A 25,436-nucleotide genomic window follows, 5' to 3' on the forward strand; every position below is an offset into this window, starting at 1 on the left:
AAACTAATATGTCAGGCAAACATCAGAAGGCTGAAAGCCATTACCACCATACCCAGAATAACGCCGTAGATTGCGATATGGTGTTCTCCGTACTTCTCCGCGGTGGGCAGCAGTTCGTCCAGGGAAATGTAGACCATTATGCCGGCAACGGAGGCGAAGATAATACCGAACACAATATCGTTCATAAAGGGAAGCAGCACGAAGAAACCGAGGGCCGCTCCCACCGGTTCGGACAAACCTGAAAGAAAGGAGAGCCCGAAGGCCTTCCTTTTGTCGTTGGTGGCGTAGTAAATAGGTACCGATACGGCTATGCCTTCGGGAATATTGTGTATTGCGATGGCTACGGCGATGCTGATCCCCAGAGCAGGATCGCTCAGGGCGCCCATGAAGGTTGCAAGACCTTCGGGAAAATTGTGGATGCCGATGGCCAGAGCGGAGAAGATGCCCATACGCATCAGTTCCTTCTTTTTCCTGTGCTCCTGTGCCTCGTGCTGCTGCATCTCTTCGATCTCCCGGGCTTCGTGGGGATTCTCGAAGCCGGGAACAAGTTTATCTATGAGGCTTATCAGGAGAATCCCGCCGAAAAAACTGGCGGTGGTAATCCAGTACCCCCGGGTAGCGCCCAGGGCTTCGGTGAGGGAATCCTTCGCCTTTACGAAGATCTCGATCATGGAAACATAGATCATGACCCCGGCAGAAAATCCCAGGGCAGCGGAGAGAAAGCGGGTGTTTGTCTTATGGGCAAAAAAAGCGAGGGCACTGCCGATTCCCGTGGACAGACCGGCGAAGAGGGTAAGCCCGAAGGCGAACAATATGACAGATGCGTCCATATATTTATAACTCTCCTGCTGCTTTATACCTTAAAATCTTCTATCAGACCAGAGACATTGGTCTGGATTACCGCGGTCTCTTCGGCGGCCTTTACCAGAGACTCCATCCGCTCCTGGACCTCCCGGTTCATTACCCCCATGCGTTCAGCCTCCTGCAGGGTCTTCTTCGAGGATTCCCCTACCTGCCGCAGGGCTTCGAGCAGGGCCTCGTTCCTCTGTTCCAGGTTGGCCGAGAGTTCACTGATGGCATCGGTCTGGGCCCGTGCGTCATCGAGCATTCCGCTGATGCTGCGGCTGGCCCTTGCCTGGTCCTGAACGGTCTCGGAAATCCTGCCCGAGGCCTCACCGATCTCCAGGATTCCCGCCTGCATCTGTTCGAAACTGGCACTTGTACGTTCCGCGTCCTCAAGAGCCCGCTGGATCTCCTGAGATACCAGTTTAAGGCTGTTGTTGCTCTCCTTTGTCTGGGCGGCGGAGCTTTCGGCAAGCATGCGGATTTCATCGGCCACTACGGCGAAACCCTGCCCGGAATCCCCCGCGTGGGCTGCCTCTATGGCGGCATTCATGGCCAGCAGATTGGTCTGGGAAGCGATGGATGCAATGGCCTGGTTGATCTCCGACAGCCGGGCGGACATGGTGGCCACCTCCCGCACCGAGTTCAGGGCGGCGCTGACCGCTTCGCTTCCCTCTTTAGAGAGGGTTTCCAACCGGGAGCCCTGCCGGGAGACGGAGAGTATTTTGCCCGCTGCGGTTTCCACGGAATCGATGAGCCCCTGGACATGCTCCATGGCCCCGGTAACCGCTTCGGTCTGGCGGGAAAAGGCCTCTCCGATCTTTGAAACCACCAGTGCGACCTCTTCTCCCTGGTGAATGGCTTCGCCGTTTATATGGTCCTGAATGCGCATTTCATGCTCTGCGGCGCCAATGCTTTCACTGGAATCTCCGGCCACCGCTCCGGCCTCCCGAACAGCGCTCAGAAGCTCATGCTGGATTCCGTCCAGGTGGGCAAAATGCTCCTTCAGCTGAACCATGCTGCCGTGAAGCATGCGGATGAACTGATTTATACCCCCCGCCAGGGCGGCAATCTCGTCCACGGAACAGATAAAGACCGCACCGGTCAGGTCCTTCTCCTTCGAGGTAAGGGCGTCAACCCGCTGCTGGACCCGGGAAAAGAGGATACTGGTATTCTTTGCCCAGACAAATACCAGGGCCATTACAATAAAGGCATAGATTCCCCAGGGCAGAACCATCTTTGCCACCAGCATGGGAATCTGCTGAGCGAGGGCGGCAGCGTGGAGATCCTCCAGCCGGGAAGTCTCCAATAGAACCGAAGTAAAGGCCAGACACAGGTTCATCAATGTCATGAAAGAGGGCATGATGATGATCTTGCGGAACTGCCTGTCATGACGACAGGATTCAGGAAAGCGGGTTATTCTGTGATTATGCAGAAAGTTCAGAACCTTTCGATCGAGACTCACATAGACGAAGGCCGCACCGAGGAGCATGTAGGAAAGGGCCATTCCGGAATAGAGCAGCAGGCGTGCGGAATCGATTCCGAAGAGCTGTATCGACACAAGAGTGACAATAATAACCAGCACCAGGTTGAAAAGGATGAAGAGCTTGAAGATCGCCAGGGGGGCCGCTCCCAGACCGCTCAGGGCCGCCTCATCCACATCCTGCTCGGAACCGAGAATCCGCGGATCAAAGCACCTCCTCTGCCTGCACGTAACAATCCCCATCACGAACATCATGAGGATGCCCGTGGGAAGCAGCGCGGAGAGGAAGCGGGGAAGCATCGAAGGATCCATGTAGAAGGCGAACCCGAGGCTGTAAAGTCCCAGAAGAAATATCCACGGCAGATATACTATTAAAATGACACTGTTTTTTTCTTTCATACTTCGATTCCTTGCACACAATATTTTATCGGCACCTATACGAACTGAGATTTCCGTTACCTTTCCAGTATAAGTAATCGGCAGACAGATCGCACAACTTTTTATAAAAGTTGTTTTAATTTGTCTAAAGAAATACAATTAGAAGGATGAAGGCCTTCCTGCAGAGAAGGGATGAACTTTTTCGTATTCTGCTGAAATCGATAATCTATTTTGGCGCGGTAGCCTATATACCGAGCCTTATCGCCTGCCTGCACGACGAGCTCTATCTGCTGGCGGTCATAGATACCCTGGGCTACCTCTCGTTGGTGGGGGTCTATATTTATCCCGGGGCCAGATACGAGCTGCGTCTTTTTACCACGGTCTTCGTTACCCTGTTTATCGGCGCGGCGGTCCTCATCGAGACAGGACCCTACGGTGCGGGGCATATATGGCTGCTGTGTGCGGTATTCATTGCGGCCCTGTTCAGCAGACCGCGAATAATTATCACATCCATCATTTGTACCCAGCTGATAATGCTGATTTACGGAGTACTGAACGAGGCCCGCATGTTGAAGCATGAAATCCCATCCCTCAGCGTGTTTGCAATCTCCGCCAACATGCTGCTGATCTCCGTTACCGTCTCCCTTATAACCTATTTCCTGCTCCGCTCCCTGCAGGAGGAGGTCGAGGAACAGGAGAACCTCATGCGGCTTCTCCACCACAGGGTTAAAAACAACCTTCAGGCCTTTGAGAGTCTGATCGCCCTTTCCTCGGACGAGATCGACAGAAGCAGCGGATTGCATCATCGGGCCCGGGCGATCTCCGCAGCCAACAATCTGCTCCTGGATGCGCCGGAAACGGGGATGGTAGACATGGCAGAGCTGATCAGAATGCTCACCGATGCGTCGGCGATGGCAATTGATAATCAGGGAAAGCTGTCCGTACATGCGGAAAAGCTGAACGAGGTAGCCGTCGGCCTCTCGGACCTGATTGAGATTCTCAGGGACCTGAGGCCGCTGCGCTTTACTGTTCTTGAAGATACAATATTGATACAGGGAGAGGGATCCTTTGGCCCGATAAGGGACAGGCTCAGGCTGCTGAATCACAGCCTGATTCCCGCCGAATGGCTGGATGTTCAGGATGAGCACATCATCCTTCGCATTCCAGGCCTTAAATCGCCGCGGTAATCCCCCCGTCCACGTACAGAAGCTGTCCGTTTACAAAATCCGAGGCCTGGGATGAGAAAAACAGCAGCGCCCCGATCAGCTCCGCAGGATCTCCCCAGCGTCCGGATGGGGTGCGGCCGCAGATCCAGGAGTCAAAGGCGGGATCATCCTTGAGAGGCTTGGTCATTTCCGTGGCGAAATATCCGGGGCCTATGCTGTTAATCTGGATTCCGTACTTCGCCCAATCCACCGTCATCCCCCGGGTCAGCATCTTGAGGCCTCCCTTGGAGGCGGCGTAGGGTGCGATGGTCGAACGTCCCAGATCGCTCTGGAGGGAACATATGTTGATTATCTTGCCTTTTCCCCGGGGCTTCATCCCCCGGGAGACAACCGCCCTGGAGACCAGAAAGGCCCCGGTCAGGTTGACATCCAGGATCTTCCGCCACTGGTCTTCGGGGAACTCCTCCAGGGGTGCGCGGTACTGGATTCCCGCATTGTTGACCAGGATATCGATGGGACCGAAATTGCTTTCGATGTCCTGAATACCGGCATCGATGGACCGGGCATCGGAGATGTCGAAGGAGGATACGTATACATCGTAGCCCTCCCCTTTCATCTCTTTATAGGTCTTCTCCAGCTGTTCGGGATTACGCCCGTTCAGCACGACCCGCGCTCCGTTGGCGGCGAGGCCCCGGGCCAGGATGAGGCCCAGACCGCGGCTCGATCCGGTTACCAGGGCAATTTTATCTTTTACATCGAAGAGGTTCTGCATATGATTTCCTTTACCTTGTTTGCAGATACTATACGGGAGGACGGGCAGAAATGCCAGAGGGGTCAGGCATAAAGCCGGACCCCTGTCTCAGAGCAGGAAGGATGTATCGTGGGATGACAGGCGCACAGGACCGCTGTCGCTTATCAGGTAGTTATGTTCTATCCTGGCACCGAAGCCCTCGCCGTAGGCGCCGGGTTCCAGGGTGACCACATCTCCGGCGGCAAGCAGTTCCCTGCTGTCCGCCACAAAGAAGGGCGCCTCCGGATGTCCGAGGCCAAGACCGTGTCCCGCATGGTGATCGAAAAAGTCTCCAAAACCGCCTGCCTCGATGGCCTTTTTAACAGCCTTGAAAACCTCCCCCGCCGGTACGCCGGGGCGGAGTTTCTCCTCCCCCGCTTCAATCGCCCGGTGCAGGGCATTCTCCAGGTCCCGGTATGTTTTGGTCAGCTTCCCTGCCGCCACAATGGTGCTGGTGTAGTCTGCCCGGTACCCGTGGGCGTAGGGATTCAGATCGATGATGACCGGGTCCCCCTCTTCGATTGCCCGGGTTCCCGGCTGTCCCGTGGCTCTCCAGGCCCGTGGGCCGCTGATAAGATCGCAGAAGAGGTTGACCGTTTCGCCGGCGGAAGCGATAAGAGACTCATAGATTCTCCCGTACAGGTCGATCTCCCGTATCCCCGCCTTCAGCTCCGCTCTGGCCCGTTCATGACCCTTCCCGGTTATGTCCACCATGGCCCTGATGATATCCAGTTCATCCGGATCCTTTGCCCTGCGTTGACGATACACGGCATCGCTTATATCCTCGAGGCGGGTATTTTCCGGAGCGGCCCCTGAGGGAAAGACACCTTCCTCGATACCCAGCACAAGCTCCTGCCTGCCCGAAGACAACTCCTCCAGCAGAGCGGCGAGGGCTTTAAGGCCCTCCCGCCATACAGGCTTTCCCGGATTCACCGCAGCATCGTACCAGGTCCAGCTGCGGACCTCGTCGGCGAAGGCAAACTCCGCGTTCCCGGCTGCGGAATTGTTCACCAGCAGGATGCTTCTGCCGTCCCTGTCCAGCACCAGGTAGTTGGGTCCCCAGCCCGCGAGGGTCAGTTCCGAGGCCAGGAAACCGCTGTAGTAACAGACATGCCGGGGATTGGCCAGAACAATACAATCGCTTGTAACGCTGTCCAGGAGCTGTTTTCTCCGCCCGAGGCAGCCCTCTTCAGTAAGCCGGGGAATCACAGGCGTCCTATAAGGCGGACCGGCGCGCCGGAGGCGAACTCCCCCTGGACCTTCAGGGGCGCCGGGATCAGTTCGAAGCTTTTATCCAGGACCCGGGTAATCTCCCCGCCCACGTTCTCGATAATGTAGATTCCCCGTCCCAGCAGGAAGCGGTGGTTCCCGGCCCGGAAGGGCTGCTCAGTGTATTCAGTGCGCAGATCGATGTCGGGAGCATCGATTCCGATGAGGCGCACCCCTCTGTCCGCCGCCCATTGTGAAGCCCCCTCATCGAGAGTGCAGTATTCCTCGTAATAACGGGAGGGGTCGCTCAGAAAGAGGGGAGCCCGTCCGGTATAGACGATCAGGGCGTCCCCCGCCTCCAGGCTCAGATTGTTCTTTTCCAGCCGCGCCTGGAGTTGTTCCGCACTGATTCCCCGGGAAGGCGGGGTTTCAGGTCCGTAATGTTCCGAAAGGTCCAGGGCCACAGCCCGTCCGATCAGTTCCTGCAGGGGAACCTGGTCGAGTCGCCGTCCGTCCCTGACCATGTGCCAGGGAGCATCGATGTGGGTCGCCGTGTGGAGGCTGAAGGTGGCGAAGGCATGCCTGCAGCCATGGCTTGCAAAGTGCTGAACATTTCGGAAGAAGGGAAACCCGAAGGGATGAAAACAGTCCTCGTCAAAGCCGTAACTCAGATCATAGTAACTTGCCATCTATTTTCGCCCCTTCCCGTGACCGGCGGCCAGAATTATGCCGACAATGACTACCCCGGTGACGATGTACCGGAGACTGGCACCGAATCCGATGATATTCAGGAGGTTTACGATAAGGTACAACAGTACCGAAGCGCCGATGATTCCCTGCACGTTGGAATCGCCTCCGGCGATGCTGGTTCCGCCGAGGACGACCACGGCTATGGAGTTCAGCAGATACTCGTCACCCATCCCGAGGGTTGCCCCGCCGGAGAAAGCCGCCAGAAGAACACCGGTAATCCCCGCGAACATGCCGCTCAGGGTGTAGGTGATGAGTTTCCGGTAATTGACCTTGACCCCCGCCAGCCAGGCGGCCTTGGTGTTCTGGCCGATAGCCTGAATGCCCCGGCCGTAGGCCGTACGGGACAGGAGCAGATGAACCGCGAAGGAGAGCAGCACCACCAGCAGAAAGAGAATCGGAACCTGCAGGATCTTTATGTTTACAAAGGTCTCCAGTCCCCTGGGAGGTTTGATAAGCATTCCCCGAAAGAATACAATAGCCAGGGTCCGGACAATAAAACTGGAGGCCAGGGTCGCGATCATGGGAGGAATCAGGGCAAAACGGATCAGTATGAAGTTGAAAGCCCCCACGGCTGAACCGGCGGCAATCCCCGCGAGGATTCCCATAAAGATGCCGCTGTCCATTCCCCCCATCACCTTCATGGCAAAGGACCCCGCCAGGGCAATGGTATAGGGAATCGAAAGATCGATATTCCCCGGGCCGTTGGTGATAACAAGCATCTGCCCCAGCCCCACCAGCACGAAGAAGGAGGCAAAGCTGATTGATGCAGCCAGAGTCTGGAAGGGGCTCCGGGAAACCATGGCAACCATCAGAAAAACGATGACCACCCCGGTATAGGACCAGGCCCAGCGAATGGAAATGAAAGATTTAAAGAGTTCCCCGGGGGTTCTGTTGTTAACTGCAGTATCAGACATATCGGACCTTCCCGCTTTTTTTCAGCTGGCTGTTGATGAACAGCACAGCGAGGATAATTATGCCCTGGGCGCCGATCTGCCAGTCCGGAGATATGCGCAGAAAGGTGAGCAGGGTTCCAACCAGGGTCATGGTACAGGCCCCCAGCACAACGCCCACGGCGGATACCGTTCCCCCGGCGAAGCTTCCGCCCCCCAGAACCACGCTGGCAACAGCAATAAGCGTATAGTTCCGGGCTATATTCGGGTCTGCGCTGGTAGTTATACCCGCCAGGGCAAAACCGCTCAGTATCCCGAAGAGGCCGACCATTCCGAACACCGCCATCTGCAGCTTCAGCATGGAATGCCCGGACTGCTCGATCGCCTTTCTGTTGCCCCCCATTCCCCGAAGGAGAATTCCGAAACTGGACTTGAAGAGCAGCACGTGCAGCAGAATTGCCAGGATAACCAGAAAGAAAATCGGCATCGGAACCACAGGGGTTCTCATGTTCATGGCGCCGACCAGGAACTCAGGTACGTTTCCCCCCGGATGAGGCTGGATCATTATCGCGAGCCCGGTCCATATGAAGGACATTCCGATGGTAACGACGATGGACTGCAGGTTCCGCAGATAGAGTACCGCACCGACCAGCATATATACGGCAATGATGCCGAAGAGCAGCAGGATTCCCAGCAGGGGTCTGGTGGGAAGGAGGGATCCGGCTATGCAGGTGACCAGGCTCACCAGGTTTCCGATGGACAGATCGATCTCCGAGATCGTCATGGCGAACATCTGCGCTATCGTTGCCAGGGCTACGGGAATCGCCATATTGAACAGCAGATTGAATCCGGTGTAGTTGATAACCCTCGGCCGCAGTACGAGAATCGGGACAAATACAATCAGTATAGACATCAGGGGCATGAGGACGTCCCGGGCGCGACCCTTGCGCCGCAGGCTCATTCTTTTTTCTCCCAGCTTGTTTTCCATATACTCTCTTCTCTTATCTCTTAAAATGATGCTTTAAGAATATCTTCTTCGCTCGCTTCGGACGCGAGGAGCTCGGCGATGATCTTTCCGCCCTTGAAAACATACAGACGATCGCAGTACTGCAGTTCGTCCATCTCGGTGGTGTACCAGACGAAGCTCCTGCCTGCTTCCCGTTCCTTCAGAATGCGGCGGTAGATAACCTCCTTGGTCCCCACATCGACTCCCCGGGTCGGATCATCCATGAGTACAATCTTTGCCGAGGACTCAAGACAGCGGGAAAAGATCGCCTTCTGCTGGTTTCCGCCGCTCAAACTCAGAATATTGTCTTCGATGGAACCGGCCTTGATATCGATCTCGTCCCGCCATCGCCTGGCGATATTCTCTTCCCTGGCGGAGTCGATCAGAAACAGCTTCCGGACCTTGTTGTAGACCTGAACAGTGATATTCCTGGTTATGGACCAGATCGGAAAGACTCCGTCGGCCTGCCGGTCCCCGGGAAGAAAGGTAACCGGAGCGTGAACCTGGTAATCCGGGTTCTTCCGCCCGTCAAAAAGTTCTATCAGCAGAGCAGTCTGTCCATGGCCCGCAAGGCCGGTAAGTCCCACGATTTCGCCTTCATGGACCCTGAGTTTTACCTCTCCGTTCTGCTTCCGTGGTTCGATCACGAGCTTCTTTTCCGCTGCGCCCTGGTCTTTTTTCGAAGCGAGGGCGGTCTCCGCCGCGGATTCCTTGGCTATATCGGCCTTCGCCTCTCCCATAAGTTCAATAATGCTTTCCCGGCTCGAGGTCGCCGTCTCCTCCACTCCGACCTTGATACCGTCCTTCATTACGACGATCCGGTCCGTGGAAGCCAGGACCTCGTCAAGCAGATGGGATATATAGATTACACTCAGCTTCTTTTCCCGCAGGGTGTCCAGGTAATCGATCAGCTGCTGGGACCGTTTATGGTCCAGGGCACTTGTCGGTTCGTCCAGGATAACCAGCCGCAGAGGCTTGTCGGGGGCGGTAAAGGCCTTGGCAATCTCCACCATCTGGCGCTGTCCCAGGGTCAGACTGCTTACAACTGAATCGGGGTGAATACCGTGGTCGGGGAAAATCTCGTCCAGGGATGATATAATCATCTCCCGGGCCAGCTTTTTCCATCCAAATCCGGATATATTGGGATGAAAGACCTTGATGTTTTCCGCCACTGTCAGGTTCGGGCAGAGACTCAGCTCCTGAAATACTACGCGGATACCCTGGCTGTTGGCACTGAATATATCGTATCCGGGGGGCTGAAGCTCTCCGTCAATATAGAGTTCCCCTTCCGTCGGCGGATAGGTTCCGGTCAGGATGTTCACCATGGTGGATTTTCCCGCCCCGTTATGTCCGACAATACCAAGACACTCTCCCTCAAAAATTGACAGATCAACCTGATGGAGTGCCCGGGAACTCATGAAATATTTGCTTATGTTTTTCAGTTCAATGATGGTTTTCATTTTCGACCCATATCCCTCGTCAATTAATCAAGGGTCTCCTGCCTTAGGGGCAGGAGACCGATACATGAAATCAGCACTCCCTGTATTTATTACATGGGAAGCGGATCGGCGGGAGGCGGGTCTCCGGCCTTCCAGTTCTTGATAAGTTCCTGTACCCATTCCTGGGGATAGATTATGGAAGCGACGCCGCCGGGCTCGGTATTCTCAAGATGGAAATCCAGACTCTCTTCGGTTACCGTAAGGGGGGGCAGAAGGATCTCTTTGGGAACATCCGTACCGTTCAGAACCTCAACGGCGGTCCAGAAGGCGATGGTGGCCACACCGGGGGCGATACTAATGGAGATGGTCTCGTAGCCGCTATCCTCTTTCATCTCTTTCCAGATGGTCATTTCATCATAGCGGTTGCCCATCATGACCATGGGAATCTTTTTACCCGCGGCTTCGAAGGCCTTAACGGCTCCGTAACCGTCTCCCCCCTGGGTGATGACCGCATCGACCTTGGACAGAGAAGGAAGAATACCCGCGACCTCCCGCTGGGCAACGGACTGGGTCCAGTTACCGTAAACCTCTCCGATAATTTTGAGCTTCGGATAGTTCTTCAGTGCCTCCATGGCACCTTCGTGGATAGCGTCGTTTACATAGGTTCCGGCGAGTCCCCGGATCTCGAGGATGTCCGCGCTGTCCATACGATCAGCGATAAACTCGACCTGGGCCGCACCCATGTACTGGAAGTCGGTAACCAGGCGCCATGCCCGTTCTTCGGTTATAACATTGTCAAAGGATACAACCACAATTCCCGCGTCAAGGGCCTGCCGGACCGCTCCGTTCAGGGCCGTGGGAGACGCAGCGTTCAGTACGATGGCGTCATATCCTTCCAGAATCAGGTTCTGGATCTGGGCGGCCTGTTCCGCCGCGGAACTTTCGTTGGTCGTAAATACCGGAGCTTCTTTCACTATTCCCTTGTCTATGGCGATCTTTGCGGCGGTTTCCCAGTCCTTGATCATGGTCTGGCGCCAGGAGTTTCCGGCATAATCGTTGCTCAGGGCAATCCGGTAACCTCCTTTCTCGCCTGCTCCTTCCTTCTGACCCTCCGCAAAGGTGCCCATCGCGAAGAGCGACAGAATCAGTACGACAGCAATAACTCGTTTCATACATTGTCCTCCTGTTTGGTCTTGGTAAACGCCATGTTTACCTGTGTAAAATTGTACGAGGTGAATTTCCATAGCAGAATGGAAACATTTGTGAATAACTGGAAATTTTTTAAGGTTTTCCCTTTTTCGGGGATCTGTTTCCCCGGGAATACGCGGACGGAGAGATTCCAGCCTGTTTTCGGAACACCCTGCTGAAGTAAAAGGCATCCGCGTAACCCACAGCTTCCGCGACTTCGCCCACGCTGAGAAGGGGGTCCTTGTCCATCAGTTCCATGGCCTTCCGAATCCTGAAATCCGTCAGGTAGCTGATAATTGAAACCCCGAGCTGCTTCTTGAAAACACCGCTTATATAACTGGGGGTAACCGAGATATGATCGGCAATCTTATCCAGACTGAGGGAGGCATCCCGATGGTTTCCTTCGATATAGGCTTTCGCCTTCTGAACGATCATCCGGGTTCTGGAACTGACATTTCCCCGGATGCGCTGGAATATCTGGGAGACGATCTTTTCAAGCCAGGCCTGCATCTGCGGCAGGGACTCCATGCTCTGCACCGCGGCAAGGGCATCGGAGCCGTCCCTGAACATGCTGGAAAGGCCGATGGAGTTTTCATCCAGGAACTCAATCATAACCGACACGGCATCCATAAGCGCCATTTCGCAGTATTGCCGGCGGGGACGCTGAAGTCGGAGCTCCTCGAAGAGTTCATGTATAAGTTCTGTTATTTCATCTTCACTTCCGCTTCTCAGCAGAACCATCAGGGAGTTCCGGTCCACCGGTGACCGGTAGGAGCTGCTCTCCTTATTCCCGTCCTTTTCGGGCTGCCAGACGTAGACCCTGTCCTCACCACTGTAAAAGCGCTCTCCCAGGGCTTTTCCGGCGTGCAGGTAGGCCTCCCCGAGCTCTTCAGGAACAGAAGCCACCGACCCGATCCCCAGGGAACAGCGGAACCTGAGCTCCGTGGAAATGTTCCGGCGCAGGTGTCCGGCAGCCTGAAGGACGGATTCCCCGGGTTTCTTCTCTGGTTCTGCATTCAGGTTCCCGAGCAGTACCCAGCGATTCTTTTTCATACACACCAGTTCAAGGGCTTTGAAGGTATTCCGGATAAACGAATCAAGAACCTGCTGGAGCATCTCCCGGGTAAGGGGAACCTCCCCCCTGGTCTCAATAATTACGGGCAGAATGTTCCGTGAATCTATCTCTATTCCAAACAGCCGAAACCCGTTTGCAATGTCCCCGGGACTCAGACGCCCCGAGCGGTTCAGCAGGGCCCGCAGAAAGTCACCCCGGGGGTCTTCCTGCTGAACTCCGGTATCCCGCTGTCCCCGTCGATACAGGGATCGCTCCTCTTCCACAATTACCCTGCGGGCAGTCTCCAGGGAACTGCGGAGTTCCTCCGGATCTATGGGCTTGAGCAGATAGTTCAGGACCCCGATGCGGATTGCCCGTCGGGCGTAGCTGAACTCCTCATAGCCCGTCAGTATGATGATCACCATCCTTGGATACAGGGTCTTCAGCCTGTCCGCAAGGTCAAGACCATTAATAAAAGGAATATTGATGTCCACAACCGCGAGACGGGGAGTATGCTCCTCGGCGAACTGAAGGGCCTCTTCACTGTTCTCCGCCTGGGCAACCACGGTGAACCCAAGCTCGTTCCAGTCCACGGAGCGCAGGATGAGACTGCGGATCAGGGCCTCATCGTCCACAATCATCACAGGTATCATGCAGGATCCTCCTGAAGATCCCGGCTTTCAAAGGGCACGGTGATTGTCACCCTGGTCCACTCTCCAAAGCTGCTCTCGATGGACAGCCCGAAGTCATTGCCGAAACACTGTTTGAGCCTCTGGTCCACACTGGAGAGGCCGAAACCGCCCAGCCCTTCCCGTTCCCGCTGGCTGAGGACCTCCCTGATTCGATCCGCTTTGATACCCGCACCGTTGTCTTCCACCCGCAGGCGGACACATTCCTTCTCCCGTATGCCGGTGACGGAAATAAAGCCCACCCGGCGGGATGCTTTAAGCCCGTGATATATCGAATTCTCCACCAGGGGCTGCAGGGAGAGTTTTACAATCCTCTGATCAAGGATCTCGTTATCCACATCAACCTCAAAATTGAGCTTCTCCTGGTAGCGGGTCTTCTGAATAATCAGGTAATGCCGGATCGTCTGAACCTCTTCCCGGATGGAGATTACCGGACGGCCGTTGCTCAGGACGCCCCGGTAAAAGAGGGAGACCGATTTTGCCAGATTATAGGCATCATCGTTGCGTCCCAGCTGAGTCAGGGAGGAGATACTCTCCAGGGTATTGTACAGAAAATGGGGATTGATCTGGGACTGCAGGGCCATGAGTTCCAGTTCCCGTTCCCGCTGGTGATGAATATAGACCCGGTCCATGAGGTCCGACATTCTGCGGAGCATATGGTTGAAGGCCCCGGTCAGTTCGCCTATCTCATCCCGCCGGTCCTCCTCAAGCCGGATGGAAAGATCCCCGGAAGCGGCATCGCTCATGGAATCCGACAGGGAGACGATGGGCTTCGATATTCCCCGGGCGATCAGAAAAGCGAAGGCCAGCTCCAGACCGACCCCCAGGGCTCCGATGATGTATACCAGCCGGGTAAAACGCAGCCCGAAGGCCAGGAGTTCCGTCAGGGGGACTATACCGATGATGGTCCAGTTGAGCCTGTCTATCCGCCGGGACAGTACCAGGAGGTCCCCCTCATCGGTCCGCTGGATTCTGCCCTGCTGATAGCCCTCCCCGATCCAGGACAGGTAGGAATCGTTCAGAAGGTCCGCAAAGGGCCCCCGGAACCTCATCTCCGGATAGATCAGGGAACCGCTGTTATCCACCACCATGAAGCGTCCCGTGCGTCCGTAGTCCAGATGGCTGTACAGGGAGGAAAATATGGAATCGCTGACGCTCATCTGGAGTATGCCCAGGATTTCACCGCTTTCTTCACGGACAATGCTGCGCAGCATGGTGAGTCCCACAATCCCCTTGTTCATCCCCGAGTAACCGTGTTTTCCCAGATCCAGCCAGATATTCCGGCCGCTGTTCAGGGTGATCAGGTCCACCATCTCCCGGGGCAGCAACGGCGAAGTGGAAAAGCTGTCGTCCGAGACGCTTCCGACCCCTACCCGGACCCCTTCGCTGGTATACAAGGTCAGACCGTTGATAACGTTTCGCAGATAGGTGATCTTCTGCAGGGCGGATCGCACCAGAAAATAGTGGTCCGTGTTTTCTCCCGGGTCTGTATCCTGCAGCTTGCTCAGCACAGCCTGAACAGTCTCATCGTGGGAGACCGTGGCCCCGGCCTCCTCTATGCTGTTAAGAACACCGTTCAGGCTCTGGATAATGATATCCATGCTCTGTTTTGTTGTTTCCGAGGTTCTCTGGATCAGCATGTCCGAGGCAACCTTGTTGGCCATATATACGGTAACACCGATCAGAAGGATTATAATGAGAAAATTGGGCAGATAGATCTTTTTGCTGATCGACAGGTCCCGGTACCAGCCGGAAAGACCACTGAATACGCGCTTCACAGGCTTATCATAGCATAGAAGGAGAAGGGTGTGACTCTGAAAAAAACTACTCCCCCTGCCTGTAAAGAGAAAGCAGTTCCTCTTCGCTTCGCTCCACTTCAGGACTCGCCCCGGCGGCAAAGTTTTCCGCATACTCCCTCAAAAGGCGCCTGTATGCAGGATCCAGGGACTCATAAAAATCAGTATTCACCATTAATCGGTACCGGGGAATATGGTACTCCGGGACAAGCAGCTCCTCCGTCCAGCGGTCCCAGTCCTGGTGATACCACTCAAAGATATCCAGATCGATATAGGCGAAACGACCGTTCCGGGCTTCCCGCTGCAGCACGGTTTCGGAGAGAACAAGAGTTTCAATTCCTGCCTGAAGGGCGGGTATAACCCGGTCCTCCCGTAAAGCCAGTACATTGGAATTCTCCGGGAGGGGATCCTTGATTTTCCATACATGCCTGGCGGGACCTGCCGTCGTTGCCAGGGTGAAACTCTTTTGGAATTCCCCATCGCCGCGAATCAGACAGATTTCCAGGGTTCCTTTCTCGAGACCTCTCAGAAGCTGATCCTCAGGTCCGAGACCGCCGTCGGGGTAGAGTTCCACAATCAGTTGAAGACGTGTGGCGGTTTCCAGGGGAGCGGCAAAATCCTGACTGAGACTCTGGTGCAGAGGATGATAACGCGGGAGTCCGTGGGCAACCTTGATTACCCTGAAGTCCTGGTCTCCCCCAAGGTCCCGATGAATCCGGCCTCCCTCCACTATCGAGGTTCCGCCGGGCAGAGGAAGATAGGGCAGAAAAACCAGAAAGGCAAGGCTGTATATCAGAAGTATCACCATGATACCCAGCAGTATGGGAACAAGGAGGCCGGATTTCATGACAGGACCTCCCTTTTAGCAGCCTCGAGCTTCCTGTATTTGCCGGGAGGGATCCTTTCATACTTTTTAAACACCCGGATAAATGTCTGAAGGCTGGAGAAACCAGTCCTGAGGGCCACCTCGCCCACCGGGAGATTCGGGTCACGCAGGTATTCCCTGGCCCTCTCCACACGGCTGCGATTCAGGTAGTCAATATAGTTTGTCCCGAAGTATTCCTTGAAGATACGACTTACATAACTCGGACTCAAACCCACGGCGTCACCGATATCTATAAGAGATACTTCCGGTTTATCCAGGTTCCGGTCAAGATAATCGGCTATGCGCTGTGCGTTGGGGGCTGTTCTGTCCGTCTTTTCCGCCTGAATCAAAGCGGCGGTATCCCTGCAGACAGACAGGAGCCATTCACGCAGCTCCGCCAGGGTCTCTTTTTCCTGATACTCCCTGTACAGGGAAGCTTGTGCAGACGGTGACGACTCCCCGGAAAAGGGCATATGCTTTTCCCGAATCTCCATAAGAGAGTAAACGCTTTCCTCAAGGATCCGCCGGCAGAGGCCGGCCTCCATTCCGGGGCACAGTGTAAACTGCTGAAACAGACTGTCCAGAAGAAACTCCAGATCACCGCTGTTTCCGGCTTTGACACAGGCAATCAGATTCCGTTCGGCTTCCATTGCAGGTGAAAGCTTCTGCGCGAGTCCCCGGGCATCGTCATACTGATGCACCGAGGCGTATCCGGAAAGAAATCTCTGCTCCGCCGCTCCGCGGGCCTGCCGGTACGACAGGTGCAGCATGCCCGGACTCTCGCAGCTTCTGCCGATTCCGCAGCTCACGGAAAAGGGAAAATCCCTGCGCACCAGGGCCACAATATCCCCGGCACGATCAAGACAGAAATCATCGTCACAATTCTTAAGAAGACAACAGAGGGTGTCTGCCTCCGTCAGTCCGCTCATCCACAGGGCTTCCGGGCGGAACTGCGCCCTGATCCGTTTATGCATGGCATCCTTTACAAGGCGCAGGGATACCGGGTCCCGGGAATGCCGGAGTTTTTGATATCCGTCGATCCGGAAAACGAGGGCCCGGAGGCTTCCCTCCGGAACGGATAATCCACAGAGATGCAGCATATTCCGAAGATCCGCTTCTTCGCTTTCCCGGTTGAATACCAGCCGGTACAGGGTATGCTCCTGTATAAGCGGTCTGGCGTATTCCAGGATCGCCGAGGAATTCCCCAGCTGTTCCAGGGGATAGTAGAGCCGCCTGGAAACCCGAAGACCGATCAGCAGCAGAAGGAGAAGGGTCAGTATTATTATAATAAGATTCGCAATCAGCATTCCCCGGGCAAAAGCGATCAGTTCATCCACATCGGATTCACAGGTAAAAACCCAGCGGGTGTGGGGGACCGTATAAAAAGAGACAATACGCCTGGTTTTTTCCTTTTCATGAACAAAGAAGCCCCTGTCTCTGGAAGCTGCGGTTCGGAAAACAGCCTCGTTACCAACGAAGTTACCGATTCGCTCCCCTTCCGGATGTTCCAGGATGTATCCGTCCGCATTCATAACCTGCAGGGAAGCAGGGGTTCCGCCTCCGGTGCTGAAATTTGAGAAGAGGACAGCCGTGTTCAAATTGATTGCAAGTCCTGCGGTTTTATCCCAGGTTCCCACGGGCAGATTGCTCAAGATTGTAATAAGCGAAGAGTTCTTGCCGTTTGAATCCGTCACCATCCGGGTGGGCAGCCTGTTCCGGCCAAGGAAATGACTGTTGAACTGATCGATCCAGGAGGTATCATAAAACACATTGACCCGGGAAACTCCGCTGTTGGAAGCGAGGATGATTCCCTCCCCGGCGGAATAGAGATAAATCGAGGATATGAAATCATAGGAGCCGACAAAGGATGCAAAGATGTCTGTTATACGGGCATGCAGCTGGTAGTCCTCCAGGGAAGGATCAATTACAAAGGAAAGGACATCCGGATTACGGCCGATGACAGAGATGAGGTTCTCCAGTCCCCGGATTTTTTCGTCCACCCCCAGGGCATGGGAAACAAGGGAATCATTCACGGACAGAAGGAAGTTCTCCCGGGCATGCCGGTAGGTCAGATAATTGAAGATCAGGTTCAACACGAGAACCGGGATGACCGCGAAAGACAGGACAGATATGAAAATCCTGGAAAAACGGGAAGGATGAGACAGAGATGAGTCAATCAGCATCGATAATTCCTGCACTGTGCTTTGTGATTATCATCGGACACCGGTAAAGGCCTGTATTTTTGTTACAGGCAGGGGTACGGGAAATCCCTACACCGCTGGGTGCTGCAAAAAGTGCAGTTTTCAGGATGTCCGACAGAAAACCCTATTATACAGAAAAAACAGACCTTGTCATTAAGTGTCATTTTTTGTGATTTCCTGCGGATAGTTAACAATATTTTACTCCGTTGCACCAAATTTATTTTTAAAAAAACTGACCGTTTACAGCTTCTTTTCCGGGCTCCTAAAATCAGAGTCAGACTTCCCCGAGAAAGGACGTCATCATCTTTAACGGAGGTGTTTCGTAATGAAACGTGCTCTTATTGTACTTACTGTCATTGCTGTCCTCACAACAGGCATTTTTGCCGAGGGCTCTTCCGAAGGCGCAGCCGATTCCTACACCCTGCGGCTTTCTCATGTTCTTCCAACTGACCACCAGAACCACAAGACTGCGGTAAAGTTTGCCGAACTGGTCAAGGAAAAGACCGGCGGAAAAGTGAACATCGAAATTTTCCCCGCCGCCCAGCTCGGAAACGAGAAGGAGATTACCGATTCCGTGGCCATGGGTACCCTGGATTTTGCCCTCTGCGGATTTGGTGAGGTAACCAAGCGTTTTCCGGTATCCGGCATCTTCGACGGGCCCTTTGTATTCCGGGACCGCGAACACCTGGCCCAGGTTTACACGAGCGATATCTTCTGGGACATCATGGCGGACATGGAAGAGGTTGGAATACAGATGGTCTCCCCCGGATACTACGGAACCCGTCACGTGACAACCACCGATACGCTGGTCAAAACACCCGCCGACCTGAACGGTCTCAAGCTCCGCTGTCCCGACCAGCCCATGTTCGTGGCGACCACGAAAGCTATGGGTGCCACCCCGACTCCCATGGCCTTTTCCGAGGTCTACCTTGCCCTTCAGCAGGGCGTCGCAGACGGTCAGGAGAACCCGGCGGCAGCCATTACCTCCATGAAGTTCTACGAAGTCCAGAAATACCTGGTAAAGACAGGCCACATCATCTACGGAAACCACATCTTCGGCAGCACCCGGACCCTGTCCAAGCTGCCCCAGGAGCTTCAGGCAGCAATCGCCGAAGCGGGAAAGGAAGTTTCCGGCTGGTGGATCGAACAATCCTTCGCTGACGAGGACGTTCTGCTCAAGGGCCTTGAGGACAAGGGAATGACCATTGTTGAACCGGACAAGGAAGCCTTTGTTTCCGCTGCCCAGTTTATCTACGATGAGTATGAATCAAAATGGGGCGAAGGACTGCTGGAAAAGCTCAGAGCCATTCAGTAACAGAAAAGCGGTAGAATATTACATGCGGCAGGCAGCCGTCCTCCCGGAGGGGACGGCCACCGGCCGTTTATGCCGCCTTACAGGGAGATTGTATGTTTAACAAAACCAGGGGATATCTGGCCTCCTTGGAAACCATATTTCTGATAAGCTGCCTGGGAGTAATGGGAATAGTGCTCTTTGCGCAGGTTGTAACCAGATATGTCTTTCAGACGCCCCTTGTATGGAGCGAAGAGGCCGCCCGATACCTTCACGTATGGATTGCCCTTTTCGGCATCCACTTTGGACTGCGTCAGAATGCCCACATCCGGGTCACCTTTTTTTACGACCGTATGCCGGGAAAAATAAAGGGTCTCGTCCGTGTTTTCTCGGATCTTGTCATCCTTGCCACCATCGGCGTCTACCTTCCCGGTTCCGTCATTTTTATACAGGACCAGGCGACAATCGTTTCCTCCGCCATGGAGGTCAATATGGGCCTGGTGTACATTCCATCTTTCATCGGTTTTTTCGTGGCATTCCTCTATTTTCTGGTGCAGACCCTTCAGTCCGTCCACCTTGTATTCAGCGGGCATCCTGAGGATGTCCCCGCCCTGGAAGAGACGCCTGCAACCATTGTCCAGGGAGGTCAGGACCAATGCTGATTCTCTTCGGAATCTTTTTCCTTCTCCTCATCGCGGGAGTACCCATAGCTTTCTGTCTTTTTTCCAGTTCCATAATTTACATGCTGATTTACGATCTTCCCATCCAGATGGCCGCTGCGAAACTCGTTGCCGGCCCGGATTCGTTTCCCCTTCTGGCCATCGCCTTTTTTGTTCTCGCCGGGGCAATCATGAACTCCGGAGGGATCACAAAGCGAATCTTTTCCTTTGCGGAACACCTGGTGGGACACCTGACCGGAGGCCTGGGGCATGCGAACGTACTGGCCTCCATCATCTTTTCCGGCATGTCAGGTTCAGCAGCAGCCGATGTGGGAGGCCTGGGTGCAATCGAACTTCAGGCCATGCGGGAATCCGGCTACAGTGAAGACTTCAGCCTGGCGGTAACCGGAGGCTCCTCCATTATCGGACCGATTATTCCTCCCAGTATTCCCGCAGTCGTCTTCGGCGTCGCTTCGGGGGTATCCATCGGACGACTCTTCGTGGCGGGGATTATTCCCGGGTTCCTGATGGCCGCAGCCATGTCCGTTCTGATCTATTTTCAGTGCCGCGGCTACGATCATCTGAAACGCAAACGTGCCGGCATCGGTGAGATCGCCCGGGCTTTCAAGGTCTCCTTTTTCCCCCTCCTTACCCCGGTAATCATCATGGGGGGGATAATCGGGGGAGTATTCACCCCCACGGAAGCAGCAATAATAGCAGTATTTTATGCCCTGATCCTCGGTTTCGCCTATAAGGCAATAAGCCTCAGGGACCTGCCGCGCTTCCTTGTGGAGACCCTCAACACGACCATCGGAATCCTCTTTATTATCGCCTCCGCCAGCCTCTTTGCCTGGGTGCTGACCATATCCCAGTTTCCCCAGAACTTTGCCCTTACCTTTATGGGGCTCGTGAGCAATAAATACGTGGCCCTTATTCTGCTTAACCTATTCCTCCTGATTGTCGGCTGCTTCATGGAGACGACCCCGGCGCAGATGATCCTGGTCCCCATACTCCTGCCCATCTTTGTCTCCCTCGGAGTAGATCCGGTACACTTCGGTATCATCATGATTCTAAACCTTATGATCGGCCTGATGACACCACCCCTGGGACTGGTTCTGTATGTCTTATCCAGTGTCTCCAAAGTTCCCATTGAAAGACTTTCGAAAACCGTATTACCTTATGTTATAGTTATAGGGATAGTTCTACTTTTCGTTACCTATATTCCGCAGATCGTTCTGTTCCTGCCGAATCTGATTTACGGTCAGGGCTAAACGAAAGAGAGGAGATTACTGATGTTACAAACACGACTGCCAGAAGCATATACCGTCGAATACCGGGACGTTCCGGTACCGGAAATCGGTCCGGAGGAGGTGCTGATAAAGGTCAAGCGCTTCGGTATCTGCGGGTCGGATATCCAGGTCTATCACGGACAGCACAAGTACATGACCTTCCCCGTGGTCCAGGGACACGAAGCCGCGGGTACCCTGGAGAAGATCGGCGACAAGGTATCCGGGCTCAAAGTCGGACAGGCCGTTACCGTGCAGCCCCAGATTTTCTGCGGGGTCTGCCAGCCCTGTAAGTCCGGGCATCCCAACGTCTGCCAGAACCTGAGGGTCTACGGTGTACACACCGACGGACTGGGCCAGGAGTACTTTGCAGTCCCGGCAGAAAAGATCATACCCCTGCCCGAGGGCTGCTCTTTTGACGACGGCGCACTGATAGAGCCAATTACCGTAGGCGTGGGGGCCGTCCGGAGATGCGGCGATGTCAAGGACAGGAATATCTGCATTCTCGGAGCAGGACCCATCGGCAATTTTACCGCCCAGGTCGCCCAGGCAAAGGGCGCACAGGTCATGGTAACAGACATCAATCAGAAAAAGCTCGATCTCGCCGCTTCCATGGGAATAAAGAACACCATCAACACGGAAAACAGGGATCTCAAGACCTGCATCGCCGATGTGTTCGGACCCGCCGGGGCGGACATAATCATCGACTGCGCCGGCGCCCCGGCAAGCCTGACCTCCGCGATCAAAAGCGCCCGGCCTGCATCGAAAATCGTCATTGTGGCGAACTTCAAGGTTCCGGTGGAGGTGGAGATACCCCTGATCCAGCGCCAGCAGATAGACGTTCTGGGAGTAATGATGTACATCAAGGAGGATTTCTTTACCGCCGTGGACCTGGTCAGCCAGGGAAAAGTAACAACGGAGGGAATCATCTCCGAGTATTTTGATATCAGCAAGCTGAAAGAGGCCTACGAATACATCGATGCCAACCGGCTGGATGTAAACAAGGTAATGATGACCTTCGGGGAATAGCCCGCCCATCCTTCCGATTGCAGCCCTCCCCGAAGCACCGGGGAGGGCTTTTTCTTGCCCCGGGTCTCCCAGCTCGCTATATTCTCTTTATGAGCAGTATAATCAGGGTTGAAGGGCTCACGAAAAACTACGGCTCTCTGACCGCGGTGGATCATGTCTCCTTCGCTATTGAAGAGGGCATATGCTTCGGACTTCTCGGCCCCAACGGCGCGGGCAAGACCACTACAATCGAGATGATGGAAGGAATCCTCGCCCCCACGGAGGGGACTATACTGTTCCGGGACCAGGCTATCGGGGCCAATTTTCACGAGCGGGTGGGAATCCAGTTTCAGCACACCGCCCTGCAGGAGTTCATCACCGTCGAGGAGACCCTGAAGCTATTCTCTGCTCTCTACATCAGGCACCGGGACCTGGAGGAGGTTATCGAGATCTGCAGCCTCCGGGACATACTCAAGCAGGACAACCGCAAACTCTCCGGCGGTCAGCGGCAGCGTCTGCTTCTGGCTCTGGCCCTTGTCAACGATCCGGAACTGGTTTTCCTGGATGAACCCACGACGGGCCTTGACCCTCAGGCACGGCGTAACTTCTGGTCCCTCATCGAGAAGATCAGGGCGGAGGGAAAGACGATAATCCTGACCACCCACTATATGGACGAAGCTCAGGAACTCTGCGACGATATCGCCATAATGGACCATGGGCATATCATTGCCCGCAACTCGCCGGAGAATCTGCTCTCCGCCCATTTTGAGGGCGTTCTGGTGCGGCTTCCCTGGGAGGAATCCCAGCCGCTCCCCTTTCCCGAGAACGTTCGGCGGATTAACAATCACATCGAGATTCACTCCCAAGATGTTGACAAGACCCTTCATGAGCTGATCCACGCGGGGGTACACCTTGAAGGGCTCTCCATTCACGCCCCCGACCTGGAGGACCTCTTTCTCAAGCTGACGGGATCCTCCCTTCGGAGCTGACAATAAGGAAACTGAATATGCGAAAATTTCTTGCCCTGCTGCACGCACGGAATATGGAATTTCTTCGGGACCGGGCAACCCTCTTCTGGAACCTGGTTTTTCCCCTCTTTCTTGTCTTCGGCTTCGCCTTCGCCTTTTCCGGCGGAACCGAATACCTTTTTAAAGCCGGAGTCCTGGGAAATGCCCCGAAGGCTGAACCCTTCATGCAGGAGGAGTATGTCGAGTTCGTTCCCTACGACGAGGCGGACAAGGCGGCGGAAAAACTGCGGCACCACCAGATCGACCTGCTCATCGACTTCGACTCCGGAACCTACCTGGTGAACAGGGAATCCCCCAAGGGGAAGGCCGCGGAGAAACTGCTTCTCGCAAGTCCCGGTTCCCCCCTGGAGCGAAGGGAGGTCAGCGGCAAAGCTATCCGATACGTGGACTGGCTCGTCCCGGGAATAATCGGCATGAACATGATGTTCTCATGTATCTTCGGGGTGGGATGGGTAATCGTGCGCTACCGCAAGAACGGTGTGCTCAAACGGCTCAAGGCGACGCCGGTACGGGCCATCCAGTTCATCCTGGCCCAGCTTTTTTCCAGGCTCTACATCGTGCTTATAACCGCAGCCATAGTATACGCGGGCAGCAACCTTATCCTGGACTTTATCATGCTCGGATCATACCTTGATCTTTTACTGGTAACCGCCCTGGCTACCCTGTGCATGATCAGCTTCGGCCTGATTTTCGCTTCCCGTCTCAAGAGCGAGGAGCTTGCAGACGGACTTATGAACCTGGCGACCTGGCCAATGATGGTTTTTTCCGGGGTATTCTTCTCCATGGAAGGGACTCCCCAGGTTCTGCAGTGGATCGCCCGGGCCTTTCCCCTGACCCACTACATCGAGGCGGCCCGGGCAATCATGCTTGACGGTGCCGGCCTTGTGCAGGTAGCCCCGAACCTCATGATCCTTGCGCTTCTCTCCGCCCTTTTTCTGGGCATAAGCGCTCTCAGTTTCAAATGGGAATAGCAGCGGCCTGATAGAGAAATCCCGGGGCAAACCTCGCGACAGAGGTAATTCTGTCCACGCGATCTTCTGCGATCAATATCCGGAATTACTGATATTCTTCCTCGATATGAATTGATTTTCCGCCGGGAATTTCTTATTTATTACATAATTAGTCAAATTAATACGACGCGAGGAGTACTATGAATATTACATCTGCAGCCGACGGAATTTACAGACTTTCCGCAAACGCGGAGGATATACTTTTTGAAGGTCTCTGGCCGATCCCCAACGGGGTTTCCATGAACTCCTACATTGTTCAGGGGGAAAAGACAGCCATCATCGACGGTGTATGCGGCTGGGACGGGGTTCCCCAGACACTCTTCAGCCAGTTCGAGCAGGCCGGTATCGATGTGAACTCCATCGATTACGTGGTGATCAATCACATGGAACCCGACCATTCGGGCTGGCTGGAGGACTTCCGGAAGATCCGGCCGGATTTTACCATAGTCACCAGCAAAAAAGCCGTTCCCATGCTGGAATCCTTCTATGGAATACACAACAGGGTAATCGAGGTGGGAGACGGCGACTCCCTTGACCTGGGCGCAGGGCGGGTCCTGGCCTTCGCGGAGATTCCCAACGTTCACTGGCCGGAAACCATCGCGACCTTCGACACCCTCTCCGGGACCCTCTTCTCCTGCGACGCCTTCGGCTCCTTCGGGGCGATCAGCGACGCTCCCTATGACGACCAGCTCTCCGCTGAACAGATCGAGTTCTTCGAGGCCGAAGCGGTACGGTACTATGCGAACATTGTCGCGGCCTTTTCCACACCGGTAAAAAAAGCGATTGAAAAGTGCGGAACCCTTCCCATCAGGATCGTGGCCCCCGGCCATGGAATCGTATGGCGCAGGGACCCCCACAAGATAATCAATGATTACCGCCGGTACGCGGAATATCAGAAAGGACCTGCCAGGGATGAGGTAACCCTGATCTGGGGATCCATGTACGGGATGACGGAAAAGGCCGTGGGCCCCGCCGTTGAAGCCATGGAAGCGGAGGGAGTCAAAGTCCATGTACACCGGGTTCCCGAGTCCTCCTGGGGCGACATTCTGGCCTCGGTATGGACATCCACCGGGGTGGTCCTGGCAATGCCCACCTACGAGTACAAGATGTTCCCCCCCATGGCGGCTGTCCTGGACGAGCTGGGGAAAAAGAGGGTTCAGAACCGCAAAGCCTTCCGCTTCGGTTCCTACGGCTGGTCCGGAGGCGCCCAGAAAGAGCTGGACGAGATTATGGAACGCTTGAAGATGAAATGGGAGTTCCTCGAACCCCTGGAGTTCAAAGGCAGCCCCGATGAAGATCATCTGACAGAGATCCGCTCCCGCTGCCGGGAACTTGCACGGGAGGTAAAAAAGATCGCCGCTGCATCCCCGGTTTAGCTACCGGGGATTGCTGTTCCCGGAATTCACG

The 25,436-nt window shown here is 54.9% G+C and carries 21 protein-coding genes; 8 read left to right on the forward strand and 13 right to left on the reverse strand.

Annotated elements, in window-relative coordinates; genetic code table 11:
• Positions 1-11 precede the first annotated feature (11 nt).
• Together zupT and B4O97_RS06545 are read right to left on the reverse strand one after the other, a co-directional pair.
• Positions 12-830, reverse strand: coding sequence for a zinc transporter ZupT (gene zupT / locus B4O97_RS06540; protein WP_083049375.1), 819 nt, complete (start codon positions 828-830; stop codon positions 12-14).
• Positions 831-853: 23 nt separating this feature from the next.
• Positions 854-2,725 carry a methyl-accepting chemotaxis protein gene (locus B4O97_RS06545; protein ID WP_083049376.1) on the reverse strand — a complete coding sequence of 624 codons (1,872 nt, stop codon included), beginning with the start codon at positions 2,723-2,725 and terminating at the stop codon, positions 854-856.
• 146 nt (positions 2,726-2,871) lie between these two features.
• On the opposite strand from B4O97_RS06545, the gene B4O97_RS06550 reads away from it, so the two are divergent.
• Entirely contained in the window at positions 2,872-3,891 is a 1,020-nt protein-coding gene (locus B4O97_RS06550) for a histidine kinase dimerization/phosphoacceptor domain -containing protein (protein WP_083049378.1), read from the forward strand.
• Here B4O97_RS06550 and B4O97_RS06555 read toward each other — a convergent pair.
• From B4O97_RS06555 to B4O97_RS06605, 11 genes are all read right to left on the reverse strand, one after another.
• On the reverse strand, positions 3,875-4,642 hold the full coding sequence (locus B4O97_RS06555; protein WP_083049380.1) for an SDR family NAD(P)-dependent oxidoreductase: 768 nt from the start codon (positions 4,640-4,642) through the stop codon (positions 3,875-3,877). The genes B4O97_RS06550 and B4O97_RS06555 overlap by 17 nt on opposite strands.
• A gap of 87 nt (positions 4,643-4,729) precedes the next feature.
• Positions 4,730-5,869 (reverse strand): M24 family metallopeptidase, encoded by a 1,140-nt coding sequence (locus B4O97_RS06560; protein ID WP_083049381.1) that lies wholly within the window; start codon positions 5,867-5,869, stop codon positions 4,730-4,732.
• Complete coding sequence (locus B4O97_RS06565; protein ID WP_083049383.1) at positions 5,866-6,558, reverse strand: cyclase family protein; 693 nt, start codon at positions 6,556-6,558, stop codon at positions 5,866-5,868. Before B4O97_RS06565 ends, B4O97_RS06560 begins: the two co-directional genes overlap by 4 nt.
• A complete protein-coding gene (locus B4O97_RS06570) occupies positions 6,559-7,533 on the reverse strand; it encodes an ABC transporter permease (protein ID WP_083049384.1) in 975 nt (324 codons plus the stop codon).
• Complete coding sequence (locus B4O97_RS06575; protein WP_198947025.1) at positions 7,526-8,497, reverse strand: ABC transporter permease; 972 nt, start codon at positions 8,495-8,497, stop codon at positions 7,526-7,528. Before B4O97_RS06575 ends, B4O97_RS06570 begins: the two co-directional genes overlap by 8 nt.
• Positions 8,498-8,517: 20 nt before the next feature.
• The gene (locus B4O97_RS06580) at positions 8,518-9,975 is read right to left on the reverse strand and encodes a sugar ABC transporter ATP-binding protein (protein ID WP_083049386.1); all 1,458 of its coding nucleotides are present in this window, start codon (positions 9,973-9,975) and stop codon (positions 8,518-8,520) included.
• Between the two features lie 89 nt (positions 9,976-10,064).
• A complete protein-coding gene (locus tag B4O97_RS06585) occupies positions 10,065-11,126 on the reverse strand; it encodes an ABC transporter substrate-binding protein (protein ID WP_083049388.1) in 1,062 nt (353 codons plus the stop codon).
• Between the two features lie 109 nt (positions 11,127-11,235).
• Positions 11,236-12,849 (reverse strand): response regulator, encoded by a 1,614-nt coding sequence (locus B4O97_RS06590; RefSeq protein ID WP_083049390.1) that lies wholly within the window; start codon positions 12,847-12,849, stop codon positions 11,236-11,238.
• On the reverse strand, positions 12,846-14,663 hold the full coding sequence (locus tag B4O97_RS06595; protein WP_158084192.1) for a sensor histidine kinase: 1,818 nt from the start codon (positions 14,661-14,663) through the stop codon (positions 12,846-12,848). Before B4O97_RS06595 ends, B4O97_RS06590 begins: the two co-directional genes overlap by 4 nt.
• Before the next feature lie 46 nt (positions 14,664-14,709).
• Positions 14,710-15,528, reverse strand: coding sequence for a type 2 periplasmic-binding domain-containing protein (locus tag B4O97_RS06600; RefSeq protein WP_083049393.1), 819 nt, complete (start codon positions 15,526-15,528; stop codon positions 14,710-14,712).
• The gene (locus B4O97_RS06605) at positions 15,525-17,729 is read right to left on the reverse strand and encodes a helix-turn-helix domain-containing protein (protein WP_083049394.1); all 2,205 of its coding nucleotides are present in this window, start codon (positions 17,727-17,729) and stop codon (positions 15,525-15,527) included. Before B4O97_RS06605 ends, B4O97_RS06600 begins: the two co-directional genes overlap by 4 nt.
• Positions 17,730-18,072: 343 nt before the next feature.
• Between B4O97_RS06605 and B4O97_RS06610 the strand changes: the two genes are divergently transcribed.
• From B4O97_RS06610 to B4O97_RS06640, 7 genes are all read left to right on the forward strand, one after another.
• A complete protein-coding gene (locus B4O97_RS06610; RefSeq protein ID WP_083049396.1) occupies positions 18,073-19,062 on the forward strand; it encodes a sialic acid TRAP transporter substrate-binding protein SiaP in 990 nt (329 codons plus the stop codon).
• A 92-nt stretch (positions 19,063-19,154) separates the two neighbouring features.
• The gene (locus B4O97_RS06615) at positions 19,155-19,700 is read left to right on the forward strand and encodes a TRAP transporter small permease (protein ID WP_083049397.1); all 546 of its coding nucleotides are present in this window, start codon (positions 19,155-19,157) and stop codon (positions 19,698-19,700) included.
• Entirely contained in the window at positions 19,694-20,968 is a 1,275-nt protein-coding gene (locus tag B4O97_RS06620; protein WP_083049399.1) for a TRAP transporter large permease, read from the forward strand. Before B4O97_RS06615 ends, B4O97_RS06620 begins: the two co-directional genes overlap by 7 nt.
• 21 nt (positions 20,969-20,989) lie before the next feature.
• Positions 20,990-22,012 (forward strand): zinc-dependent alcohol dehydrogenase, encoded by a 1,023-nt coding sequence (locus B4O97_RS06625; RefSeq protein ID WP_083049400.1) that lies wholly within the window; start codon positions 20,990-20,992, stop codon positions 22,010-22,012.
• An 89-nt stretch (positions 22,013-22,101) separates the two neighbouring features.
• The gene (locus tag B4O97_RS06630) at positions 22,102-22,980 is read left to right on the forward strand and encodes an ABC transporter ATP-binding protein (protein ID WP_096348850.1); all 879 of its coding nucleotides are present in this window, start codon (positions 22,102-22,104) and stop codon (positions 22,978-22,980) included.
• Between the two features lie 17 nt (positions 22,981-22,997).
• Positions 22,998-23,990 (forward strand): ABC transporter permease, encoded by a 993-nt coding sequence (locus tag B4O97_RS06635; RefSeq protein ID WP_198947026.1) that lies wholly within the window; start codon positions 22,998-23,000, stop codon positions 23,988-23,990.
• A gap of 179 nt (positions 23,991-24,169) precedes the next feature.
• Entirely contained in the window at positions 24,170-25,405 is a 1,236-nt protein-coding gene (locus B4O97_RS06640; RefSeq protein ID WP_083049404.1) for an FprA family A-type flavoprotein, read from the forward strand.
• The last annotated feature ends 31 nt before the right edge of the window (positions 25,406-25,436 follow it).

It is taken from the genome of Marispirochaeta aestuarii, assembly GCF_002087085.1.
In the GTDB taxonomy this organism is placed as follows: Bacteria; Spirochaetota; Spirochaetia; order JC444; family Marispirochaetaceae; genus Marispirochaeta; species Marispirochaeta aestuarii.

What these genes read in the sequence shown, in the direction of transcription:
- zupT (WP_083049375.1), bottom strand. Translation starts at nt 830, where the DNA reads ATGGACGCATCTGTCATATTGTTCGCCTTCGGGCTTACCCTCTTCGCC.
- B4O97_RS06545 (WP_083049376.1), bottom strand. Translation starts at nt 2,725, where the DNA reads ATGAAAGAAAAAAACAGTGTCATTTTAATAGTATATCTGCCGTGGATA.
- B4O97_RS06550 (WP_083049378.1), top strand. Translation starts at nt 2,872, where the DNA reads ATGAAGGCCTTCCTGCAGAGAAGGGATGAACTTTTTCGTATTCTGCTG.
- B4O97_RS06555 (WP_083049380.1), bottom strand. Translation starts at nt 4,642, where the DNA reads ATGCAGAACCTCTTCGATGTAAAAGATAAAATTGCCCTGGTAACCGGA.
- B4O97_RS06565 (WP_083049383.1), bottom strand. Translation starts at nt 6,558, where the DNA reads ATGGCAAGTTACTATGATCTGAGTTACGGCTTTGACGAGGACTGTTTT.
- B4O97_RS06570 (WP_083049384.1), bottom strand. Translation starts at nt 7,533, where the DNA reads ATGTCTGATACTGCAGTTAACAACAGAACCCCCGGGGAACTCTTTAAA.
- B4O97_RS06575 (WP_198947025.1), bottom strand. Translation starts at nt 8,497, where the DNA reads ATGGAAAACAAGCTGGGAGAAAAAAGAATGAGCCTGCGGCGCAAGGGT.
- B4O97_RS06580 (WP_083049386.1), bottom strand. Translation starts at nt 9,975, where the DNA reads ATGAAAACCATCATTGAACTGAAAAACATAAGCAAATATTTCATGAGT.
- B4O97_RS06585 (WP_083049388.1), bottom strand. Translation starts at nt 11,126, where the DNA reads ATGAAACGAGTTATTGCTGTCGTACTGATTCTGTCGCTCTTCGCGATG.
- B4O97_RS06590 (WP_083049390.1), bottom strand. Translation starts at nt 12,849, where the DNA reads ATGATACCTGTGATGATTGTGGACGATGAGGCCCTGATCCGCAGTCTC.
- B4O97_RS06600 (WP_083049393.1), bottom strand. Translation starts at nt 15,528, where the DNA reads ATGAAATCCGGCCTCCTTGTTCCCATACTGCTGGGTATCATGGTGATA.
- B4O97_RS06605 (WP_083049394.1), bottom strand. Translation starts at nt 17,729, where the DNA reads ATGCTGATTGACTCATCTCTGTCTCATCCTTCCCGTTTTTCCAGGATT.
- B4O97_RS06610 (WP_083049396.1), top strand. Translation starts at nt 18,073, where the DNA reads ATGAAACGTGCTCTTATTGTACTTACTGTCATTGCTGTCCTCACAACA.
- B4O97_RS06615 (WP_083049397.1), top strand. Translation starts at nt 19,155, where the DNA reads ATGTTTAACAAAACCAGGGGATATCTGGCCTCCTTGGAAACCATATTT.
- B4O97_RS06620 (WP_083049399.1), top strand. Translation starts at nt 19,694, where the DNA reads ATGCTGATTCTCTTCGGAATCTTTTTCCTTCTCCTCATCGCGGGAGTA.
- B4O97_RS06625 (WP_083049400.1), top strand. Translation starts at nt 20,990, where the DNA reads ATGTTACAAACACGACTGCCAGAAGCATATACCGTCGAATACCGGGAC.
- B4O97_RS06630 (WP_096348850.1), top strand. Translation starts at nt 22,102, where the DNA reads ATGAGCAGTATAATCAGGGTTGAAGGGCTCACGAAAAACTACGGCTCT.
- B4O97_RS06635 (WP_198947026.1), top strand. Translation starts at nt 22,998, where the DNA reads ATGCGAAAATTTCTTGCCCTGCTGCACGCACGGAATATGGAATTTCTT.
- B4O97_RS06640 (WP_083049404.1), top strand. Translation starts at nt 24,170, where the DNA reads ATGAATATTACATCTGCAGCCGACGGAATTTACAGACTTTCCGCAAAC.